Below are 19,687 nucleotides of genomic sequence, written 5' to 3'. Positions count from 1 at the left end.
GCTTGCTCCTTAGAACCCGCTTTCCCTGACACCCAACGCCGCCAACCGACGCCAGGCCGCTCCCAACACCGACTCGCCCTTGCCCTGCAACACCGCCACGCCACGCAGCGGTTGCACTGGGGCGGACGTGTCGTCCACCGCACTCAGGCGCACGCCGTATTGCGCCTGCACCGGCTCGGCCCGTTGCTGCGAGTCGCGGCGCACCGCAATCGGCCCGTGATGGTCAGACGTCAACGCTTGCTGTTCGACCCAAGCCACGCCATTGGTGTCGATTTCATTCAACTGCACAGCAATCGAGGTGTGCATCGGATCGTCCGCAATGAACCGCCCCGTGGCCCCCGGCTCGACCCGCCAAAGCTCGGCTTCGGTCAAGTAGCCGCGCAATCGCGAGTCGGTCTGCACCACCCGCGCCAGCGCTTGCGTGGGCGACAACCAACGCCCGACCGACAGTTGCGGCAACAAGTCGCGCACCTGGCCGGCGTGGGGTGCACGCAACAACAGGCGTTCACGCTGGGCGACCAGTCCCCGGTATTCGGCCACCGCTTCGGCCAGTTGCTGTTCGATGATGCCGGCATCGGCAGCGGTTTCGCTGCGCCCGGCCTGACGGCGCATCTGCAACTGCTGGATCTCGATTTCCCGGCGCACGATGGTCAGGCGCGACGCCATGTCCGGCGACTCCAGCTCGATCAACACATCACCCTGGGCCACGGCCTGGCCGTCGCGCACATTCACCTGCTTGACCCGCGCCGCCACCGGCGCGTGCAAGGCACTGGCCCGCCCGGCCTCGAGCATGGCCGGCACTTCCACCGCGCTGCGCCAGGGCAGCAACAGCACCAACAGCAACGCCAGCACCACCAGGCTGCTCAGGAGCACCCGAACGCCGTGGGCCTGCTCACGGCGACTCCACCATTGCCGCCATTCATTCACGATGGGCATAAAAATGAACCACACCAATTCCACCATCATCAGAAAAATGCCCAACACCTTGAAGAACAGGTGATAGACCGCCAGGGCAATCCCGAAAAACAACAACGCCCGCCACAACCAGGAGCCATACCCCCACATCAGCAAACGCCGGCGCATCTTCGGCGACCAGGGTTCCGGCGCCGCCGCGCCATAACCGAACAAGGCTTCGCGCAGGCGCCAGCGGCACAGGGCGAACGCACGCCCTTGAAGGTTATCCACCGCCCAGAAATCACTGAGCAGGAAATACCCATCGAAGCGCATGAAGGGGTTCAGGTTGATGACCAGCGTGGTGATCCAGGTGGCGCTGGCCAGCATGAACGCCGCGGTGCGCGCCGGCCCGTCGGGCAGCAGCGACCAGGCCAGCAAAGCGATGCACGCCAGCAGCAGCTCGGCCAGAACCCCGCCGGCACCGATCAGCAGGCGCGCGCGGCGATCATTGATTCGCCAGGCGTCGCTGACGTCGGTGTAGAACATCGGCAACAGCACCATGAATGCCACGCCCATGCTTTGCACACGGCAGCCCGCGCGCTTGGCCATGAAAGCATGGCCGAATTCGTGGCACAACTTGGCGAAGAACAACGCCGTCCCGAACGCCAGCGCCCCACCCAGGCTGAACAAGTGCGGAAACGTTGCGATGAAGCGCTGCCAGTCCCGCGATACCAGGAAGATGCCCACGCCCAGGGTCAGCGGCAGGCCATAGCGCAGGATCCCGGGGCCAAACCGCGCCAACCAGGGCCAGGCACGATTGAGAAAAGCGTCCGGGCGCCACAGCGGAATGCGGAAAAACAGGTATTGATGCAGCAGGATCTGCCACAGGCTCTGGCGCTGTGCGGCGGTCTTGGAGAGATAGCTGTCGCGCTGTTGCGGGTCCATCGCGCTGATCAGGTCATGGCCGCGCAAGAAGCCCAGCAATTGCTCCAGCGATTCGCCATTGAGCGGCAGGCCCGGCTCGCGGTTCGCCGCCTGCAACACCTGTTCCGGATCGCCCAGGGACCAGTGCCGCAACATGCGCATCGCCGCCGCGCCCAGCTTGAAATAGCGCCCGCGCACCGGATCGGCCAAGGTCCACTGCGGCGAACCGTCCGGGTCCGGCGCCGCCGGGGACAGTTGCAGGTCCGGCCGCAGGCTCGGCAGGTCCATGCTACAGGCCTACGCTCTGGCGCAGGCCGGCCAGTGGCCGACGCAACAGGTACAACGCCAGCGGCGCGCGGTCGCCGAAGACCTTCGCCGTACCTCGCAGGCCGATACGCGGCGCTTGAGCATCGAAACGCGCATCCAACCGATACGCCAGTTGCCCGGCGGCGGTCGGCTGCGCTTCATACGCCGAGCGTTCGAGCCAGGCCAGGTGCCGCTGCAACGGGTCGCTGTCGAGAAACAACGCCACTTGCGCACCGGGCTCCAGGGCAATCGCGTCGCCCACCGCCAACTCAATACGCAACTCGGCCTGGTTCGGATCGGCGATTTCCATCAGCCGCTCGCCGGTCTGCACGGGCTTGCCAAGCCAGCGCTCGGCGTCGGCAAATACCGCGATGCCGTCGCGCTCGGCGCGGACTTCGCTGCGCTTGAGCAGCTCAAGCGCGTAGTTGCGCTCGGCGCGCTTCTGTTCGACGCGGGCGGCCAGCAGATCGATCTTCGAACTCGACTCCGCGTCGGCAAACGAGCGCTGGGAATTGGCCTTGAGTTCCGCCTCGGCCACGCCCAACGCACGCTCGGCCACGTCGGCCTGAGCCTTGAGGCTGGTGCTTTCGAAACGCAGCAGCAGGTCACCGTTCTTGACGGTCTGGTTAGGCTTGACCAGGAACTCGGCGATCACCCCATCCAACGGCGCCGCCACCACCTGCCCGCCCAGCGGCACCACTTCGGCCGGGGCCAACACGGACTGGCGCACAGGGATCAGCAAGCCCAGCAGCAACACCGCCACCAGGGCGACCTGGCGCTTGCGTGTCCAGCGCAGGCGCCACGGCTTGCGCGGTTGCAGCGCCAACCACGCATGGCTGTAGGTGTCGCCCAGTTGCGACAGCAGCACTTGTTCGGGTGGGGTCCACGGCAGGTCGCGGGCCAGCCACAAACCGCCGAACACCTGGCCCTGATGATCGATCAACGGCAGCCAGAACACTTGTCCGGCCGACAGGCTTCGCCAGTCTGCCCGGATGGACTCGCTCACCCCATCGGCGGCAATCACCCGGGCCTGCTTCAGCACCCCCTGCTTGAACAACTGCGCCACGGCCTGCTCGACGAACGCCACGAACGGCGCATTCGGTTCCACGGTGCTGACGCCGGTCACCGCCTGGACCTTGCCGGCAATCAATAACGCGGCGTGGCGAAACCCGAACAGGGCCTGGCCGTCGTTGACCAGGCTGTAGCTCAATTGCGCCGGGGTACGCGCGGCCCGCGTCTGGCGCTCCAGGTCGAGGAAGCGGGCAAACACCTGCTCGGCGCTGCCCGTGATCGGCGCGTTCACTTGGGCTCCGCGAAACGCGCCGTGCCACTCATGCCCGACAGCAAGCCGCTGGCATCCGGCACGCTCGCCACCAGCAGCAGGGTCTGGCTGCCCTCATCGATGCGCGCGCCCAGGCGCTTGACCGTCGCTTGCAACGGCTTGCCGGTTTCATCGGGGATAAACGTGAAGGGTTGACCGGGCTTGAGCCTGTCCATCCAACGTGAAGGCACCAGCAAATGGATCTCCAGGGTGCGGTTGTCGACCACATCCAGCAACGGCGCGCCGGCCGCGACGCTTTCATAACGCTGGACCTTGCGCGCCACCACTTGCCCGTCGAAGGGTGCGATCACGCTGCAGCGCTTGACCTGGACCTGGTACACCTGGGACTGCGCCTGGGTCTCGCTGAGCCGGGCCTCGGCCCGCGACACCTCGAAACGCCCGACGGATTTCAATTCCGCCAATTGCCGGTTATGCGCCAGTTCCTCACTCGCGCCACGGCTGGCCGCCTGGGCCGCATTGAGCTGGGCCTGATAGGCCGAGCAATCGAAACGCGCCAGGGTGTCGCCCTTCTTGAACGACTCGCCCTCACTGAACGGCAACTCGACGATACGCCCGGCCAACTCGCTGGCCAGCACCGCCTGATCCCGCGCCCGAAGCACCCCTCGCGCCTCGTTGCCAGACGCACTGGCCGAAGCATTGCTCTCCAGCAACGGATCGTCGGAAGCCGACGTTTGCGCCTGAACCCCGCACGTTACAAAGGCCAATCCCACAACCCAACTGCATAAACGTCGCATGACCGTTACTCCCTGACGGATGGGCGGAGTCTACGACAGCGGTGGGGGGCGTCAAGGGAGTAACCGTGAAGAGAGGGAAATCTCTGTGGCGAGGAAGCTTGCTCCCGCTGGACTGCGCAGCAGTCCCAAACCCTGGCGCCTCGGTGTGTCAGGCAGATCCCATTCAAATTGCTTGGGGTCGCTGCGCAACCCAGCGGGAGCAAGCTCCCTCGCCACAGGGCTCGGCGTTATGCAGGGTGAGTAAGATGGCCATCGCGAGCAAGCTCGCTCCCACAAGGGGCTTGTGTCGAATGAAGTAGCAAGGCCAACACCGACCTACTGTGGGAGCGAGCTTGCTCGCGATGACTTTCGCCCAGACATCCCAAACCTGACAGGTCGAGACTGGCTACTCCACCAACCTCAACACCCCATCGCAATACACCACCTCATGCCCCAACCAAGCCACATCCACCTGAGGCAACACCGCCGAAGGTTTGCGCAACTCACGCAGCAGCGTCGAGCCATGAGACAGACGTCCGCCCATGCGTGCAATCACAGCCCGGGCGCGTTGATAGTGGGCGTGGCGGCCAGGGTCCAGGGTGTCTTCCAGCAGGATGTCCTCGCCCAAAATACCTTGGGCCTGACCCGGGTAGATCAAGAACCCACTCGCCTGCTCGGTGCCTTCACGACCGTCCTGCCAGAAGCTGCCGTCGCGGCTACGAATGTCCGAGTGCGGGGTGAACCAATGCGCCCGGTCCACCGCCGGCATGGCGTGATGCAAGCGAAAAAAAATCCGCATCAGGTTGTCGCGATACCATTCGCGCACTTGCAAGTAGTAACCGCGCAAGCCTGGCAGACCGGTCGAATGGGCCAGGCGAATCGTCAGGGGCCATTGTGGGAAGGCCTGCAACGGCAGCTCGGTCGGTGCCGGGCGTGGCGTCGCTGGGTCGGTTTCCCAGGGCAGCCGATGCGGGCTGTGTTCAAGATTGTCGTAGGCGGTCGGTGGCCGACCCAGCCAGTCGCCGCCACTGCTGGCCAAGGCGCTGGCGATGCACAGGTTGCCTTGCACCACGAACACGTAGAAACGGGTAAACCAGTCGGCCAGTTGCTGGCCGTCTGCGCCTTGTCCGGTCAGTTCGTGCAGCTCTCGATCAAAACGTCGCAAGCCGTTTTCCAGCGTCAGCAAATGCCCGCGGGCGATGCGTTGCATGCGCAGGAACAACGGCAGCGAACGCAGCAGGCGCAGGGGCCGCCAAGGCAGGTGCGGAGTCGCGCCGCCGACCTCGCCGGCGTAGCTGCTGGCGCTGATGCCCCAGTCGGCCAGCCGGGCGAGAAACAAATCATTGTTGATATACGAAGCGCCGCCAAACACCGCCGTGAAAGGCTCGTTGTCTTGCAACACCCGCGAATCCCAACGCGCCATGATCGCCGGAATGCTCGCCGCCGCGCGGCGCTGGACGTACTCCACCAACACGCTGGGTTGCGGCGGCAGGATCTCGGCGATGTTGGCGGCGGTCAGGTGGCGGCGCCAGCCGTAGTCGCTGATCGGCCGGTATTGCAGCAGCCAGAGTTGCCTGCCGTCCCAGGCCCATTCAACGTCGCCGGGTACGTAGTGGAAGACCCGCAGCACGCCTTGCAGGAAACGCCACAGCAGGTCTTCAGTCAGGCCATGGGCGGGCTTGAAGGTGTCGCTGTTCCACGACGCGCCGAGGCGGGAAATGATCGCGCGCTCGGGGCTCACGTGACCGTCGGCCAAGGACTCCAAGTGACCTTCGACCCATTCCAGTTCGACGGACAGGTGACGCACGAATGCGATGCCGGACAGCCGTGGTGTGATGAAGCGCTGCACCACCACTTCCTCGACACCTGCCGCACTCAACTCGGCAATGCGCGCCGGCACGTTATGCGTCGGTTCGCGCAGGAATGTGGTGCTCAAGCCGGCATTGGCCGCATCGGCCTGATCCTCACCGTAACTGGAGGAACGCACGGCCCAGATAGCGTCCGGCTGGCTCTTCAGAAAGCTTGCCAAGCGCGGGTCAGCGCAATCGTTGAGCGACAGCGCCGCAGGCACCGGCTGCCCAGCCAACGCCGCCAGACGCAAGCGGCCGCCTTTGGTATGCGCGACGAAACCACGTTCGCCCGATTCCAGCCACGCCGCGAACTCAGCGGGTGAGTCGATCCACGGGTAGTGACCCCAGCCGGGCTTCACGCTGATGGTCAAATCGGCACGGGCCAGAATGGCCGACCAGGCCGCCGCTTGGGCGACGCCCAGTACCTTGTCCTGATCGCCCCACACCAGTTCGACTGGGTCGGTGATCCACTCCAGCAATGGCAAGGCGGTGTCGGCACGCACCAAGTCCCAGTGCGGCACAAAGGCGCGGCAGCGAGCATAGCCAGCGCCCATGCGCTGGTACTGTGCAGGCGTCCAGGCCTGGCTGGAAAACTTGTGGGCAAACAGCGTCGGTTTGTTCGCCAGCAGCCAGTGAATGGTCTTGCGAATCGGCAGCGGCGACATCAACGCCGGCAGCCGTCGTTGCCACAAAAACGCACCCACCGGCGCCAACAACACACTGCGACAAAAATGCCCCGGCTGACGTTGCAAGGCATGCAGCACCAGCAAGGCGTTGACCCCGACCGCCATGATCGCGCTGCCCTTGTCCGTTGCCGCCAGCAACGCCTGGGCGTAGGCCGCCAGGTCTTCGCAGGGAGCTTGAGGGTTGCTGCCAAAACCAGGCAGCTCCAGCGGCACCACGTCGTGGTGTTGAAAGTACGGCAACGCGTCGTCCCACCAATCGGCGGCGCTGCCGTTGCCGGCCAGCAGGTACATCCGGGGCTTGCTCATGGGCGCTCCTCAGGCCAGGTCGCGCAGGGCAGCATCAAGCGTCGGGTAACGGAACGTATAGCCCGCCTCGACGAGACGACTTGGCAGCACACGTTGGCCGTCGAAAAACAACTGGGCCATTTCGCCTGCCAAGGCACGCACCGGCGCGGCGGGAATGTGGAACCACACCGGGCGCTTGAGCACCTTGCCAACGCTTTCAGCGAACAGCGCCTGACTGACCGTTTCTGGCGCCACCAGGTTGTAGGTGCCGCTCAGGCTTTCGTCATCGAAGGCCCGGGCGATCACTTGGATCACGTCGTCGCGATGCACCCAACTCATGATTTGCCGACCGTCACCCATCCGCCCGCCAAACCCCAGGCGAAATGGAATCAGCAACGGCAACAAAGCACCGCCCGGACCAAACACCACGCCCAGGCGCATCACCACCTGCCGCACACCCAATTCAGTGGCAGGCCGGGCCGAGGCTTCCCAACGCACACAGAGTTCAGCCATGAAGCCATCGCCCTGGGTGGCGCTTTCATCGAGGCTTTCGCTGGCGTCACGCACGCCGTAAAAACCGACAGCCGACGCCTGAATCCACAACGCCGGTTTATGCCGGGCGTTTTTCAACCAAGTCATCAAGGCTTCGGTGGTATTGACCCGGCTGGCGATGAGTTGCGCCTGGCGCGCGGGGCTCCAGCGCGGACCGGCGACCGGCGCGCCCGCCAGGTTGATCACCACATCGAAGGTTTCGTCATGACCCAGCTTGCCCAGCGAGCGCAGGCAACGGGCGCGGCCATCAAACAGATAGGCCGCTTTCAATGGATCGCGAGCCAGCACGCTGACTGTGTGCCCGGCGTCGAGCAATTGATTGACCAGCGTCTCGCCGATAAACCCGGTGCCGCCGGTCACCAGCACGCGCTTGTAGGCACCACCGGCAAACGGGTTGGCCGGCTTGCCCGCGCGCTGCATGCGCAAGGCCGCCAAGCCGTCGCGAATCCCCGAGGCCGTAACCCCGATGGCGAACAAGGTCAGCAGCCAACCGCGCCAGCCGAGGTCGATCGCGCTCAGGCCGGTGGGCAAACTCGCCCACTGCGCCAGTTGCACGCCGTACAGCGCGAAGAAGGCCCCGCCGTTGACCGCCAGCACCGTGTGCATGATGCGCTCGATGGCGGGCAGCTTGCGGCTACGGTCCTCGACCACGAAGTCCCAGAGCGTCAGGCCGATCTCCAGTGCGAACAGCAGCGCGATGACGATCGCCCACGTCCCCTCGAAGGCCAAGTGCGCCATGCCCAGGAACAGGATCCCGTAGAAGCACGAGCGCAGGGCATGGATAGAGAGCTCCAGCCGGGCACTGTGGCGATAGGGCAAGGCGACAGTGAGTTCGTGGTGATACAGGGTATCCAGCGCACCTAGGATCGCTTGGGCAATCAGCAGGGTGATGGCCCAGTCCAGCAGTGAAAAGTCAGGCATGGTTTGAATCACTCGACGCGTTGTCAGTCAGGGAGGTGCGGCGGTCGTGGCGATAGAGCCAGAACAGCGGCGGCAATAAAACGAGCAGTGCCAGGCTGTCGAACCACAGGTGCGACCAGACTTGGGCCTGGGCGGAAATCAGCATGTCCTGGGGCGCCCAGAGCAGGATGCCGGCGATTAACCATCCCCAAGGCATGGCGCTCTTCAGGCGATTGCCGATATGGACCAGAGCGAGCATGTACAGCGCATAGCTTTGCAACGTGGCGCCGAACAAGGCCAGCCACCAGACTTGTTGCGCGCGGGCCGTGGCGGGCACGACATTGACGCCCCAGAAAGCCTGTTCGATGGTGTTCAGGTAGTTATCGAGCAAGCCGGAATGACCGGCCCAAGTCAGCGTGAGGCCGGCGAGCAGGTGCATCAGGGCCGCCGCGTACAACCAAACGACCAGGGCTTTGCGAAGGGGGCTGTGAGGGGTTGGCATTCCATGTCCTGAAGGCTTGCTTGAGGGCGGCCAGTCTAAAGGAAATGGGAGGGGCTTTACTTGGCTAATGGGCCGGGCAGCGATAAATAAAATCGGCCTCGAACGGGGCCTGCTTCGCAGGCCAGCGGGAGCAAGCTCCCTCGCCACAGGTTTGGTGTGCTGCTTGCGTACAGCAACGTCCTAGGAGATTTCCTTCAAGTTGCGGCGATGTTGGTGAACTTGTCCGGCTTGGGGCTCACCGCTAGTCTGGGTTTGTCATTGAAAAAACGGTGACACGGACGTGCAAGTCCGGGTAAAAGACGACGCACATTGCTATCCGCCTTGATCGAGAGGCGCTTTATGGCAGTTGTGCGTGGGAGATTTTTCCGCAAGGAGGAGTCTGCCGGGGTTCCGTCTGCCCGGTCTTGCACACCTACGTACAACTGCCACCTCATTTGCGTGCAAGCGAATGGTGTCGGTTCCACTTCTACAGATGGAGCTTCACGACATGTTCAAAGTAACTCCAAATCCGCCAGGAAGCCCTGGCAACACCGCCGACAAATCCTCGAAAGCCAAAAAACTCGACGAAGCCGCCGAGCGCGTCCTCGACTACTACCTCAATCCCAAACCCACCGATGAAGCCTCGGGCAAAACCCAAACCGCCCAACTCTTCATGGTCGCCCCTGGTATCGACACCGAAACCCTGTTGGCCAATGCCTCCGAAGACCTGCTGTCCATCAGCGCCATCGCCGCCGACCTGGCCGATGATGTCGACGGTTCGCGCCGCAGCGTCATCCTGGCAATCAGCCGGATGGCTGATGGGGTGCATTTGTTGGTGGAAAGGGCGATGGATCGGCTGGAGGTTCAAGCAGCTGGCTGACAGGCCTGTGGTGAATTGAGGATTGCCATCGCGAGCAAGCTCGCTCCCACACTGGATCTGTGTCGAACCGAAATATCGAGATCAACGCCGATCAACTGTGGGAGCGAGCTTGCTCGCGATGACGTCAGCCCAGACAACCCATAACCCGTGGCCAGAGATTGCTCCCGCTGGCCTGCGTGTAGGAGCTGTCGAGTGCAACGAGGCTGCGATCTTTCCCCAGACACTTGAGTCCCAAGCGAAAGATCAAAAGATCGCAGCCTTCGGCAGCTCCTACAGGGCGCAGCCGAGCGGGAGCAAGCTCCCTCGCCACAAAGGTGTACTACCGAATCACCGCTGCATCCCCCAGCGCTTCACCGTCACCCGCTCCAGACTGTCGAACACCAGATTCTCCACCAGCAACCCGATCAGAATCACCACCGCCAACCCGGCAAAGACCTTGTCGGTGTACAGCTCGTTGCGGTTCTGGAAGATGTACCAGCCCAGGCCGCCCTTGCCGCTGGTGGCGCCGAACACCAGTTCGGCGGCGATCAGCGTGCGCCAGGCGAAGGCCCAGCCGATTTTCAGCCCGGCGAGGATCGACGGCAGCGCCGCCGGGATCAGGATGAACAGCACAAAACGCAGGCCCTTGAGCCCGTAGTTGCGCCCGGCCATGCGCAGCGTTTCCGACACGCCGAGAAACCCCGCATACATGTTCAACGCCAGCGCCCACAGCACCGAATGCACCAGCACGAAAATCAGGCTGTTCTGCCCCAGGCCGAACCACAGCAGCGCCAACGGCAACAGGGCGATGGCCGGCAACGGATTGAACATCGACGTCAGGGTGCTGAGCAAGTCGCGACCGAACTGGGTCGACACGGCCAGCGTGGTCAAGCCAAACGCCAGGACGATCCCCAGCAAATAGCCCTTGAGCAGCACCACCAGGGAAATCCACACTTTGCCCAGCAGCTCGCCGCTGAGCAAACCGTCGTACAACGCACTGGCGGTTTGCAGGAAACTCGGCAGCAGCAGGTCGTTGTTCTGGTAACGCGCCACGCCCTCCCACACCAGCGCCAGCAGCAACAGGATCAGGCTTTTGCGCAGCCAACCCTGTTGCCAGAGGCGCTGGCCCAAGGGCAACTCGCGCTCCAATGGCACGTGGGTCAGGGGTTGCAGATCGACTTCGTATTCTTCGCGCGCAGGCGATAACTGGCTCATAGACTCTCTCTTTTTCAGAACCTGGCACCGCCCCGTAGGAGCTGCCGAGCGAAGCGAGGCTGCGATCTTGTCCCTGTTGCTTGAGTCTCAAGCGAAGGATCAAAAGATCGCAGCCTCGTTGCACTCGACAGCTCCTACAGGGTCAGTAGGCGATACGGATGTCGGCGAAATCCAGCTCACGCTCGGTGTCCGGCGACTGGTTTTCATCGAACAGCAACCGATGAATCCGCCGCGCAGTGTGCTGGAAGCCCACGCCGCCGAGGCTGTGCAGATCGTATTGGTGGCTGTGGATTTCCGCCCGTACCCTTCCTGGGTGCGGTGACAGCAGCAGGATGCGATTGCCCACCACCAGTGCTTCTTCGATGGAGTGGGTGACGAACAGCAGGGTGAAACGCACCTCTTCCCAGAGCAGCAGCAATTCTTCCTGCATCTTGCGTCGGGTCAGGGCATCGAGGGCGGCGAAGGGCTCGTCCATCAGCAGGATCTTCGGCTGCATCGCCAACGCCCGGGCAATGGCGACGCGGGCCTTCATCCCACCAGACAAGGTGTGTGGGTAGGCATCGGCAAACGCCGCCAGACCGACTTTGTCGAGGTAATGCAACGCCCGCTCCTCGGCCTCGCGACGCTTGAGCGTGCCGGATGCCAGCAGCGCGAACATCACGTTCTGCTTCACGGTTTTCCAGGGCGGCAGTTGATCGAACTCCTGGAATACCACGATCCGGTCCGGACCCGGCGCGCTGACAGTCTGGCCTTGCAGGCGAATCTCGCCTTCGCACGGCGTGATGAAGCCGCCAATGGCCTTGAGCAAGGTCGACTTGCCGCAGCCCGATGGGCCGAGCAGTACAAAACGGTCCGCCGGATCGACTTCGAAACTGACCTGGTGGGTGGCCCGCACCACCCGCTGCGGGGTGCGGTACTCCAGGCTGACGTTATCCACCGACAACAACGCGGTGCCGGTGGAAGTGGGGTTGCTGGCCGCGTGGCCTTGCAAAAGCGCATTCATGACAATCAGCTCCCCTGCAGCGGTTTGGCGTCCTGGAAGAAATAATCTTCCCACGACGCCGGTTTGTTCTTGATCGCGCCGACGCGGTAGAGAAATTCGGCCAGCGGGTAGGTATTTTTCGGGCTGACGGTGAATTCGATCTGCGGGTTGTCGATGATCTTCAGCAACGTCGCCCGGTCGATCTTGGCCTTGGTCACCCGCAGGTAGGTGTCCGCCGCCGCGCCTTTGTCCTTCTGGGCGAATTCGGCGGCTTCGGTCAGCGCCTCCACGAATGCCTTGTAGGTCTTCGGGTTTTCATCGCGGAATTTCTCAGTGGCGAACAACACCGTGGGCGAATTCGGCCCGAGCACGTCATAGGAGTTGAGCACCACGTGGACGTTGGGGTTTTGCAGGGCCTGGTCCTGGAACGGTGGGTTGGAAAAATGCCCGGTCAACTCGGTGCCACCGGCAATCAACGCGGCTGTGGCGTCTGGATGCGGAACCGCCAGGGTGTACTTGTCGAGGCGATTGAAGTCCTTGTCGCCCCACTGTTTCGCGGCGGCGTATTGCAGGAAACGCGACTGCACCGAAACGCCCACCGCCGGCACCGCGATGCGGTCCTTCTCGGTGAAGTCGGCGATGGTCTTGACGTTCGGGTTGTTGCTCAGCAGGTAATAAGGGAAGTTGCCCAGGGAAGCCACGGCCTTGACGTTCTGCTTGCCACGGGTGCGGTCCCAGACCGTCAACAACGGCCCGACACCGGCCCCGGCAATGTCGATGGAGCCCGACAGCAACGCATCGTTGACCGCCGCGCCGCCCGACAGTTGGGTCCAGTCGACCTTGATCTCGATGCCTTCCTGCTTGCCGTACTTCTCGATCAATTGTTGATCGCGAACCACGTTCAACAGCAGGTAAACGATGCCGAACTGCTCGGCGATGCGAATCTCGCCCTCGGCGTGGGCACTGGCCGGCGCGACCAGGCTGCCGGCCAGCAAACTGAACCCCAGGCCGATGGCGGCGGCCAGCGGTGCAAAAGCAATGCGTTTGGACATGGTGATTCTCCGGGCTCTTTGCGCGGGGCGCAGCCGATCAGAAAGGGGCGTCGCCCTGGATGGTGGTGCGATACAGCTTGCGGCGCAGATGGCTCGGGCAACCGGCGGCCAAGTGGATCAGCGAGCGGTTGTCCCAGAACACCAGGTCATGGGACTGCCATTGATGGCGATAGATGTTCTGCGGCAGCACGCTGTGGGCATACAGCTCGGCCAGCAGCGCTGTGCTTTCGTCCTCCGGCAGACCGACGATGCGGGTGGTGAACCCTTCGCTGACGAACAACGCCTTGCGCCCGGTTTCCGGGTGGGTGCGCACGATCGGATGCACCACTTCGGCGACCTGGGCCAGTTGCTCCGGCGTAAGCGTCGGGCGCCAGTTGCCTTCGAATTTGGTTTCGCTGTAGCGCGCCGTATAGGAATGCGCCGCCGAACGGCCTTCCACGGCTTTACGCAGCGCTTCGGGCAAACCGTCCCAGGCTTTGTGCATGTCGGCGAACAGCGTGTCGCCGCCTTCGCTCGGCAGCTCCTGGGCGTGGAGCATCGAGCCGAGGCTGGGCAGTTCTTTATAGGAGAGGTCCGAATGCCAGAATTTGCCGGCATCACCGAGGCCGATGGATTGGCCGTTTTCGATGATATTGGAGACGATGAGGATTTCCGGATGCCCAGCTAACAGGAACTGCTTGAGCACATGGATCTGCAGCACGCCAAAACGGCGGCTGAAGGCGATCTGTTGTTCAGGGGTGATGCGTTGGTCGCGGAACACCACGACGTGATAGTCCAGGTGTGCGCGGTGGATGCGGGCGAAATCCTGGTCGCTGATCGGTCGGGACAGGTCCAGCCCGACGATTTCGGCGCCTACGGCATCGCGGAACGGGCGGATGTCGAACGACTGCGGGGCATTGTTCGCGATAGGTGAATCTGGAGAATAAGAGACGGCTGGCATACATCACTCCCACGCACAGCGCGCTTGAACAGGCGCGCAATCGATCAAAACTCACGGCGTTACCGTGTTGGTTTGTGTCGTGCGGCGCGCCGATTGGTCGGCAGGTACGCAGGGGGATGACTTTAAAGGTATAAGAAAGTTAATTTAAATATTATAAATGCATAACTATATGGCAGAACCTGTGGGAGCGAGCTTGCTCGCGATGGCGGTGGGCCAGACTTTTATTTAACACCGACACACCGTCATCGCGAGCAAGCTCGCTCCCACAAGGGTTTTGGGAACGCCACGGTCCTGTGGCCAGAGATTGCTCCCGCTGGGGCGCGCAGCGGCCCCAAAAAAGCGATGAGCGCTTCGCACTCAAGCGGGAGCAAGCTCCCTCGCCACAAAGGCCTCAAGCCCTCAAGCCCTCAAGCCATAAATCGGCAGTCTGGGGAGTCAGCTCTGAGGTGTTAGCGCTCGTGCAGCGCCTCGGACCGGGCCTTGATGATGGGTTTGAGCAGGTAGCTGAGCACGGTTTTCTTGCCGGTGATGATGTCCACCGACGCCACCATGCCCGGAATGATCAGCAGGGGTTTGTCATCGGTGCCCAGGTGGCTGCGTTCGGTGCGCAGCTTGATGATGTAGTAGGTGGTTTTCTTGTCTTCATCGGTGATGGTGTCGGCGCCGATCTGTTCCAGCTTGGCTTTCATCCCGCCGTAGATGGTGTAGTCGTACGCGGTGAATTTCACCGTGGCGTCCTGGCCGGGGTGCAGGAAGGCGATGTCCTGGGGACGGATTTTCGCTTCCACAAGGATGGTGTCGTCCAGCGGCACGATTTCCACCAGGTCGCTGCCGGGCTGGATCACGCCGCCGATGGTGTTCACCAGCAACTTGTTGACGATGCCGCGCACGGGCGACGTCACCAGGGTCCGGCTCACCCGGTCTTCCAGGGCTTTGCCGGTGGCCTGGGCCTTGTTCAGGTCGGTGCGAGCTTCGTTGAGCTGGGTCAGGGCTTCGCTGCGGAACTTGCCGCGGGTCTCATCGATCTTTCGCTGCACTTCCTTGATCGCCGATTCGGCACGCGGGATCGCCAGCGTCGTGGCGTCCAGTTGCCCACGGGTCTCGACCTCGGCGCGCTTGAGCCGCAGCACTTCCACCGGCGATACCGCGCCCTGGGCCACCAGCGGCTCGGACATGTTGATTTCCTGGCGTTGCAGCGCCAGGCCGGAGCGGTACTGCGCCTGCTTGGACACGAATTCGCGCAGTTCCTGCTGGCGCTGGATCAACTGCTCCTGCAAGCCGCCGATTTCATCGTGCAACTGCTGGCGGCGGCTAATGTACAGCGACTCCTCGCTGGCGGCCTGGCCCGGTACTGCCTTGAGCACATCGGCCGGGAAGTTCAGCGGCCGGTCATCGACCTCGGCACTCAAGCGCTCGACCCGCAACAGCATGGACTGGCGGTCAGCCTCGGTTTCGCCGACATTGGAGACAAACCGGGTGTCGTCCAGGCGAATCAACGGCGCGCCGGCGTCGACGATCTGCCCTTCCTTGACGAACAGCTCAGCGACGATGCCGCCTTCCAGGTTCTGGATTTTCTGGATCTTGGACGAGGGAATCGCCTTGCCGTCGCCCTTGGTCACTTCGTCGATCACGGCGAAGTTGGCCCACAACATCAGGAACACAAAGAAGCCGATGATGCCCCAGATCGTCAGCCGCACCACCCGGGGAGCGTCCTCGATCAGCGCCTTGTTGACTTCGGGCAGCGGTTGGCCGTGCAGCGAGTCGGAACCTTTGAAATAGCGACCCACCGCGCCCTTTAAACCGGATTTAAGCAACACTGATCTGCCCCTTCTTCAACGCTTCCATGACAGCGGCTTTCGGGCCGTCGGCGAGGATCTGTCCACGGTCGATCACCAACAGGCGGTCCACCAGCGACAGCAAGGATGCCCGGTGCGTCACCAGCAGCACGGTCTTGTTTTCCACCACGGCAGCCAAGCGCTGTTTCAAGCGTTCTTCACCGGTGTTGTCCATGGCGCTGGTGGGTTCGTCCAGTAACAGGATGGGCGGGTTGAGCAGCAGCGCGCGGGCCAGGGCAACGTTCTGGCGCTGACCACCGGACAGGTTCTGTCCGCGCTCACCGACTTGCAGTTCATAGCCTTGCGGATGCAGGCGGGCAAACTCATGCACGCCTGCCAGTTCGGCGGCCTGGAGCACCAGTTCATCTTCGACGTAACGGGCGCCGGAGGTCAGGTTGTCGCGCAGGGTACCGGCCAGCAGCTGGATGTCCTGGGGCACGTAGCCAATGTTGTAGCGCAACTCGCTGACGTCGATCTGGCGGATGTCCACGCCGTCCACCAGCAAGGCGCCGTCATCGGGTTGGTAAAGCCCCACCAGCAACTTGGCCAGGGAACTCTTGCCCGAGCCGCTGCGGCCGATGATGCCGATTTTCTCGCCCGGCTTGATCACCAGGTTAATGTTCTTCAGCGCGGGGTTCTGCTGGTTCGGATAAGTGAAGTTCAACTGACGGCATTCAATGGCGCCCTGCAGGACCTTGCGGCTCAGCGGGCGCTCGTCGAAATTGCGCTCTTGGGGCAGCTCCATCATCTGGTCGACGGACGTCATGGTCACCCGCGCCTGTTGGTAGCGGGTCAGCAGGCCCGACAGCGAAGCCAACGGGCTGAGGGCGCGGCCGCTGAGCATGTAGCAGGCGACCAGCCCACCCATGCTCAGGTTGCCGGCGATGATCAGGTAAACGCCGAAGACGATCATGACCACGCCGGCCAGTTGCTGGATCAGCAAAGTGATGTTCATCGCCAGGCCGGACAGCATTTTCACCCGCAGCTCGAGGCGGCTGAGGGTGCCGATGGTCTGTTCCCACTGGTACTGGCGTTCGCTCTCGGCGTTGTTGACCTTCACCGCATCCAGGCCGGCCAGGGTTTCGATCAGGCTGGATTGGCGCTCGGCACCCAGGGCCATGGTGCGCTCCATGGTTGCCACCAAAGGCTTCTGCAAGGCGTAGCCGATCAGCAGGGCAATCGGGAACGCCAGCACCGGAATCCACACCAGGTGCCCGCCGATAATCGCGATGACCATGAAAATCAGCAGGGTGAACGGCAGGTCGATCAGGCTGGTGAGGGTCAGCGAAGCGAGGAAGTCCCGCAGGCTCTGGAACTCATGGATGTTCTGGGCAAAGCTGCCGACCCGCGCCGGGCGGTATTTCATGGACATGCCGACGATGCGTTCGAACAGCGTCGCCGAGATGATCAGGTCGGTTTTCTTGCCGGCCAGGTCCAGGCACAGGCTGCGCAGCATCTTGAGGATCAGGTCGAAGACATAGGCGCCGGTGATACCAACGGCCAATACCCACAGGGTCGATTCGGCCTGGTTCGGCACCACGCGGTCGTAGACGTTCATCACGAACAGTGGCGCGGCCATGGCAATGATGTTGATCAGCAGGCTCGCGGCAATGGCATCGGCATACAGCCAGCGGGACCGTTTGAGGGTGTCGCGAAACCACGAACGCGCCCGAGGGATCAGCGTGCCGTGGTTAACGTCAAATTTATGCTGCGGCTGGGCGAAGAACACCTTGCCGCTGTAGTCATCGGCCAGCAGTTCGCGGCTGATGGTCACCTCACCGCCGTCGCTTTCGCTGAGCAGCAACCGCGCCTGGTCGTCACCGACCCAGCCCAGCAGCACGGCACTGCGGCCGTCCTTGAGCAACAACAGCGCTGGCATGGCGATGGTCGGGATCTGCTCGAGCTTGCGTTGCAGCACCCGACCTTGCAGACCGGCACGGGCCGCCGCGCGCGACAATAATTCGACGCTCAGCCGCTGCTTGGGCAGCGGCAGGCCGGTGGTGAGCATCGCCGCGCTGGCCGGCTTCTGATGCAGCATGCAGAGCGCCAGCAAGCCGTCCAACAGCGGGTCGTCGTGCAGCGTGCGCGGGTCATGAACTAGTTCGACTGGACGGACTTCTGATTCCACGCTCGGCACTCTGACTGATTAAAACGGGTGGTAGGACTCAATTCATCCCAGGCAACTGAACCTTGGGCTTCATGTCGTTCTGCACAACCGATGCCAACGGTGCGACCACACCCTGGCTTTTCAACAGCTGGCCCATGGTTGCCTTGATCCGGTACTGGGTGAACAGCTGCACATTCTTGATTTCCGCCAGGCGACGGGAAGCGCTGAACAGCTCGTTTTCGCTGTCGAGCAAGTCGAGCAGGGTCCGCTCGCCGAGGCTGAACTGCTTCTGGTAGGCGGTGCGCACGTTGGCGCTGCGATCCACGTATTGCTGGGCGACCGGCACCTGGGCATTGGCGTTGTTCAAGGCGTTCCAGGCCAGGCCCAGCTCTTCGTTCAACTGGCGCAGCGCGTTGTTGCGAATGTCCAGGGCCTGGTTGGACAGGTACGACTTGGATTCCAGGTCCGCCTTGTTGCTGCCGCCGGCATACAGGTTGAAACGCATGCGCAGCATGGCTTGCCATTCATTGTTGTGACCGTTCTGGCCGTCCAGGTCGTTGTCGGCAGTGCGGCCCAGTTCGGCGTCGAAACGTGGGTAAAAGCTCGATTTGGCGGCTTCGTACTGTTGCTCGGTCGCGGCGATGTCGGCTTCGGCCGAACGCAGCACCGGGCTGTTTTCCAGCATCTGGGCGCGGGCTTCGGTCAGGTTGGCCGGCAGCAGCGCCAGGAAATCGGCTGGACGCTCCAGTTGATCAGGCAGTTGGCCGACGGCGCTGAGGTAGTTGGTCTCGGCATCGGCCAGGTTGGTTTGTTCGGTGATCAGGTTGTTGCGGGCCTGGGCCATGCGCGCTTCGGCCTGGTCCAGGTCGGCGCCGCTGCCCACGCCGCGGGAAGTGCGCAGCTTGATCTGGTCGAAGATGCGCTCGTGGCTCTTGAGGTTTTCCTCGGCCAGGCGCACGAACTCGCGACGGGTCAGCACGTCCAGGTAGACCTGGGCCACCGTCAGACCGGTGCGCTCGGATGTGTCCAGCAACGAATAGGCACGGGCATTGACGGTGGCTTGTTGACGCCCAACTTCGCTGGACGTCGCAAAACCGTCAAAAACCATTTGCGACAGGCGCAGGCTCGACTCGCTGCGGTTCAGGGTTTCCCAATGATTGGTCCCGCCCGACCGGGTGGTGACGCTGTCGGTGCCTTCACGGCCGTATCCGGCTGCAAGGTCCACTCTAGGCAGGTAGCCGCCCTTGGCCGCCTTGAGTTGGTAATCCGCCGCGAGGCGACTGTTCACGCCGGCCTGGATTTCAGGATGGACATCCAGCGCCTGTTGCATGGCCTGCGGCAAGGTTTGTGCTTGTACGAAACTGGCGGCGAGGGCAAAGGGTAAAGCCTTGAACAGGTGCAGACGCATGGTGGATTTCTTCCTGAAACACTTGTCTTGGATCACAGCGAAACGTGGCGCTGCATCGGATGATGGCAACCGGAATGACCGTATGTCGGAAAGTTCAAAACAGGAGCTGGAACACGCACCGAAAGAACAGGTCGCCGCTTAAATATCAATGTGACATTACGCCAATGATTGTTTAGGATGGCCGGCTTAAGGTCAATAGTTTGGCACAAACAAAATGTTTGAAAAATCACAGTCAAAATATTGACACGCAAAAGCGTCAAATAACCTTACTTTGTGAAACATGAACGTCCAGACCGCTGCTGCCTACACGCTGCCGGGTCCATGGAAGTCTACTGAGCGTGGCACCCGGAGAGTCT

Annotated in this window: 15 protein-coding genes; 2 read left to right on the top strand and 13 right to left on the bottom strand. The window is 62.7% G+C overall.

The window, feature by feature from the left end; genetic code table 11:
- Window positions 1-9: 9 nt before the first annotated feature.
- From QMK47_RS02095 to QMK47_RS02070, 6 genes are all read right to left on the bottom strand, one after another.
- The gene (locus QMK47_RS02095; protein WP_258690160.1) at window positions 10-2,106 is read right to left on the bottom strand and encodes a biotin/lipoyl-binding protein; all 2,097 of its coding nucleotides are present in this window, start codon (window positions 2,104-2,106) and stop codon (window positions 10-12) included.
- Between the two features lies 1 nt (window position 2,107).
- The gene (locus QMK47_RS02090; protein ID WP_253470832.1) at window positions 2,108-3,427 is read right to left on the bottom strand and encodes an efflux RND transporter periplasmic adaptor subunit; all 1,320 of its coding nucleotides are present in this window, start codon (window positions 3,425-3,427) and stop codon (window positions 2,108-2,110) included.
- Window positions 3,424-4,200 carry an efflux RND transporter periplasmic adaptor subunit gene (locus QMK47_RS02085; RefSeq protein ID WP_214511037.1) on the bottom strand — a complete coding sequence of 259 codons (777 nt, stop codon included), beginning with the start codon at window positions 4,198-4,200 and terminating at the stop codon, window positions 3,424-3,426. The genes QMK47_RS02090 and QMK47_RS02085 overlap by 4 nt, the downstream gene beginning before the upstream one ends.
- A 385-nt stretch (window positions 4,201-4,585) precedes the next feature.
- Window positions 4,586-7,021: a PEP-utilizing enzyme gene (locus QMK47_RS02080; protein ID WP_320389738.1), complete on the bottom strand. Its 2,436-nt coding sequence runs from the start codon at window positions 7,019-7,021 to the stop codon at window positions 4,586-4,588.
- 9 nt (window positions 7,022-7,030) lie between these two features.
- On the bottom strand, window positions 7,031-8,473 hold the full coding sequence (locus tag QMK47_RS02075) for a TIGR01777 family oxidoreductase (protein WP_013692020.1): 1,443 nt from the start codon (window positions 8,471-8,473) through the stop codon (window positions 7,031-7,033).
- The gene (locus tag QMK47_RS02070) at window positions 8,466-8,954 is read right to left on the bottom strand and encodes a cell division protein (RefSeq protein ID WP_320389737.1); all 489 of its coding nucleotides are present in this window, start codon (window positions 8,952-8,954) and stop codon (window positions 8,466-8,468) included. Before QMK47_RS02070 ends, QMK47_RS02075 begins: the two co-directional genes overlap by 8 nt.
- 487 nt (window positions 8,955-9,441) lie before the next feature.
- Between QMK47_RS02070 and QMK47_RS02065 the strand changes: the two genes are divergently transcribed.
- Window positions 9,442-9,813: a DUF6124 family protein gene (locus tag QMK47_RS02065; protein WP_253470824.1), complete on the top strand. Its 372-nt coding sequence runs from the start codon at window positions 9,442-9,444 to the stop codon at window positions 9,811-9,813.
- 327 nt (window positions 9,814-10,140) lie between these two features.
- On the opposite strand, the gene QMK47_RS02060 is transcribed toward QMK47_RS02065, so the two are convergent.
- From QMK47_RS02060 to QMK47_RS02030, 7 genes are all read right to left on the bottom strand, one after another.
- Entirely contained in the window at window positions 10,141-11,007 is an 867-nt protein-coding gene (locus QMK47_RS02060; protein ID WP_320389736.1) for an ABC transporter permease, read from the bottom strand.
- Between the two features lie 142 nt (window positions 11,008-11,149).
- Window positions 11,150-12,010, bottom strand: coding sequence for an ABC transporter ATP-binding protein (locus QMK47_RS02055; RefSeq protein WP_320389735.1), 861 nt, complete (start codon window positions 12,008-12,010; stop codon window positions 11,150-11,152).
- A 5-nt stretch (window positions 12,011-12,015) separates the two neighbouring features.
- Window positions 12,016-13,041: an ABC transporter substrate-binding protein gene (locus QMK47_RS02050; RefSeq protein ID WP_320389734.1), complete on the bottom strand. Its 1,026-nt coding sequence runs from the start codon at window positions 13,039-13,041 to the stop codon at window positions 12,016-12,018.
- A gap of 37 nt (window positions 13,042-13,078) precedes the next feature.
- Window positions 13,079-13,981 (bottom strand): TauD/TfdA family dioxygenase, encoded by a 903-nt coding sequence (locus tag QMK47_RS02045; RefSeq protein ID WP_320389733.1) that lies wholly within the window; start codon window positions 13,979-13,981, stop codon window positions 13,079-13,081.
- 449 nt (window positions 13,982-14,430) lie between these two features.
- On the bottom strand, window positions 14,431-15,798 hold the full coding sequence (locus QMK47_RS02040; protein ID WP_320389732.1) for an HlyD family type I secretion periplasmic adaptor subunit: 1,368 nt from the start codon (window positions 15,796-15,798) through the stop codon (window positions 14,431-14,433).
- Window positions 15,788-17,944 (bottom strand): type I secretion system permease/ATPase, encoded by a 2,157-nt coding sequence (locus tag QMK47_RS02035; protein ID WP_253470815.1) that lies wholly within the window; start codon window positions 17,942-17,944, stop codon window positions 15,788-15,790. The genes QMK47_RS02040 and QMK47_RS02035 overlap by 11 nt, the downstream gene beginning before the upstream one ends.
- 37 nt (window positions 17,945-17,981) lie before the next feature.
- Window positions 17,982-19,331: a TolC family outer membrane protein gene (locus tag QMK47_RS02030; protein ID WP_214511046.1), complete on the bottom strand. Its 1,350-nt coding sequence runs from the start codon at window positions 19,329-19,331 to the stop codon at window positions 17,982-17,984.
- On the opposite strand from QMK47_RS02030, the gene QMK47_RS02025 reads away from it, so the two are divergent.
- Entirely contained in the window at window positions 19,330-19,473 is a 144-nt protein-coding gene (locus QMK47_RS02025) for a hypothetical protein (RefSeq protein ID WP_158265820.1), read from the top strand. The two genes, QMK47_RS02030 and QMK47_RS02025, sit on opposite strands and share 2 nt — an antisense overlap.
- Window positions 19,474-19,687 lie beyond the last annotated feature (214 nt).

This window comes from Pseudomonas sp. P9_35 (assembly GCF_034008205.1).
GTDB lineage: Bacteria > Pseudomonadota > Gammaproteobacteria > Pseudomonadales > Pseudomonadaceae > Aquipseudomonas > Aquipseudomonas kilonensis.
Note: the sequence above shows the minus strand (reverse complement) of the source record. Positions and strands in the feature narration are given on the sequence as shown.

Excerpts from the sequence above, each read along its gene's own strand:
- QMK47_RS02095 (WP_258690160.1), bottom strand. The coding sequence starts at position 2,106 with ATGGACCTGCCGAGCCTGCGGCCGGACCTGCAACTGTCCCCGGCGGCG.
- QMK47_RS02085 (WP_214511037.1), bottom strand. The coding sequence starts at position 4,200 with ATGCGACGTTTATGCAGTTGGGTTGTGGGATTGGCCTTTGTAACGTGC.
- QMK47_RS02080 (WP_320389738.1), bottom strand. The coding sequence starts at position 7,021 with ATGAGCAAGCCCCGGATGTACCTGCTGGCCGGCAACGGCAGCGCCGCC.
- QMK47_RS02075 (WP_013692020.1), bottom strand. The coding sequence starts at position 8,473 with ATGCCTGACTTTTCACTGCTGGACTGGGCCATCACCCTGCTGATTGCC.
- QMK47_RS02070 (WP_320389737.1), bottom strand. The coding sequence starts at position 8,954 with ATGCCAACCCCTCACAGCCCCCTTCGCAAAGCCCTGGTCGTTTGGTTG.
- QMK47_RS02065 (WP_253470824.1), top strand. The coding sequence starts at position 9,442 with ATGTTCAAAGTAACTCCAAATCCGCCAGGAAGCCCTGGCAACACCGCC.
- QMK47_RS02060 (WP_320389736.1), bottom strand. The coding sequence starts at position 11,007 with ATGAGCCAGTTATCGCCTGCGCGCGAAGAATACGAAGTCGATCTGCAA.
- QMK47_RS02055 (WP_320389735.1), bottom strand. The coding sequence starts at position 12,010 with ATGAATGCGCTTTTGCAAGGCCACGCGGCCAGCAACCCCACTTCCACC.
- QMK47_RS02050 (WP_320389734.1), bottom strand. The coding sequence starts at position 13,041 with ATGTCCAAACGCATTGCTTTTGCACCGCTGGCCGCCGCCATCGGCCTG.
- QMK47_RS02045 (WP_320389733.1), bottom strand. The coding sequence starts at position 13,981 with ATGCCAGCCGTCTCTTATTCTCCAGATTCACCTATCGCGAACAATGCC.
- QMK47_RS02025 (WP_158265820.1), top strand. The coding sequence starts at position 19,330 with ATGGTGGATTTCTTCCTGAAACACTTGTCTTGGATCACAGCGAAACGT.
- QMK47_RS02030 (WP_214511046.1), bottom strand. The coding sequence starts at position 19,331 with ATGCGTCTGCACCTGTTCAAGGCTTTACCCTTTGCCCTCGCCGCCAGT.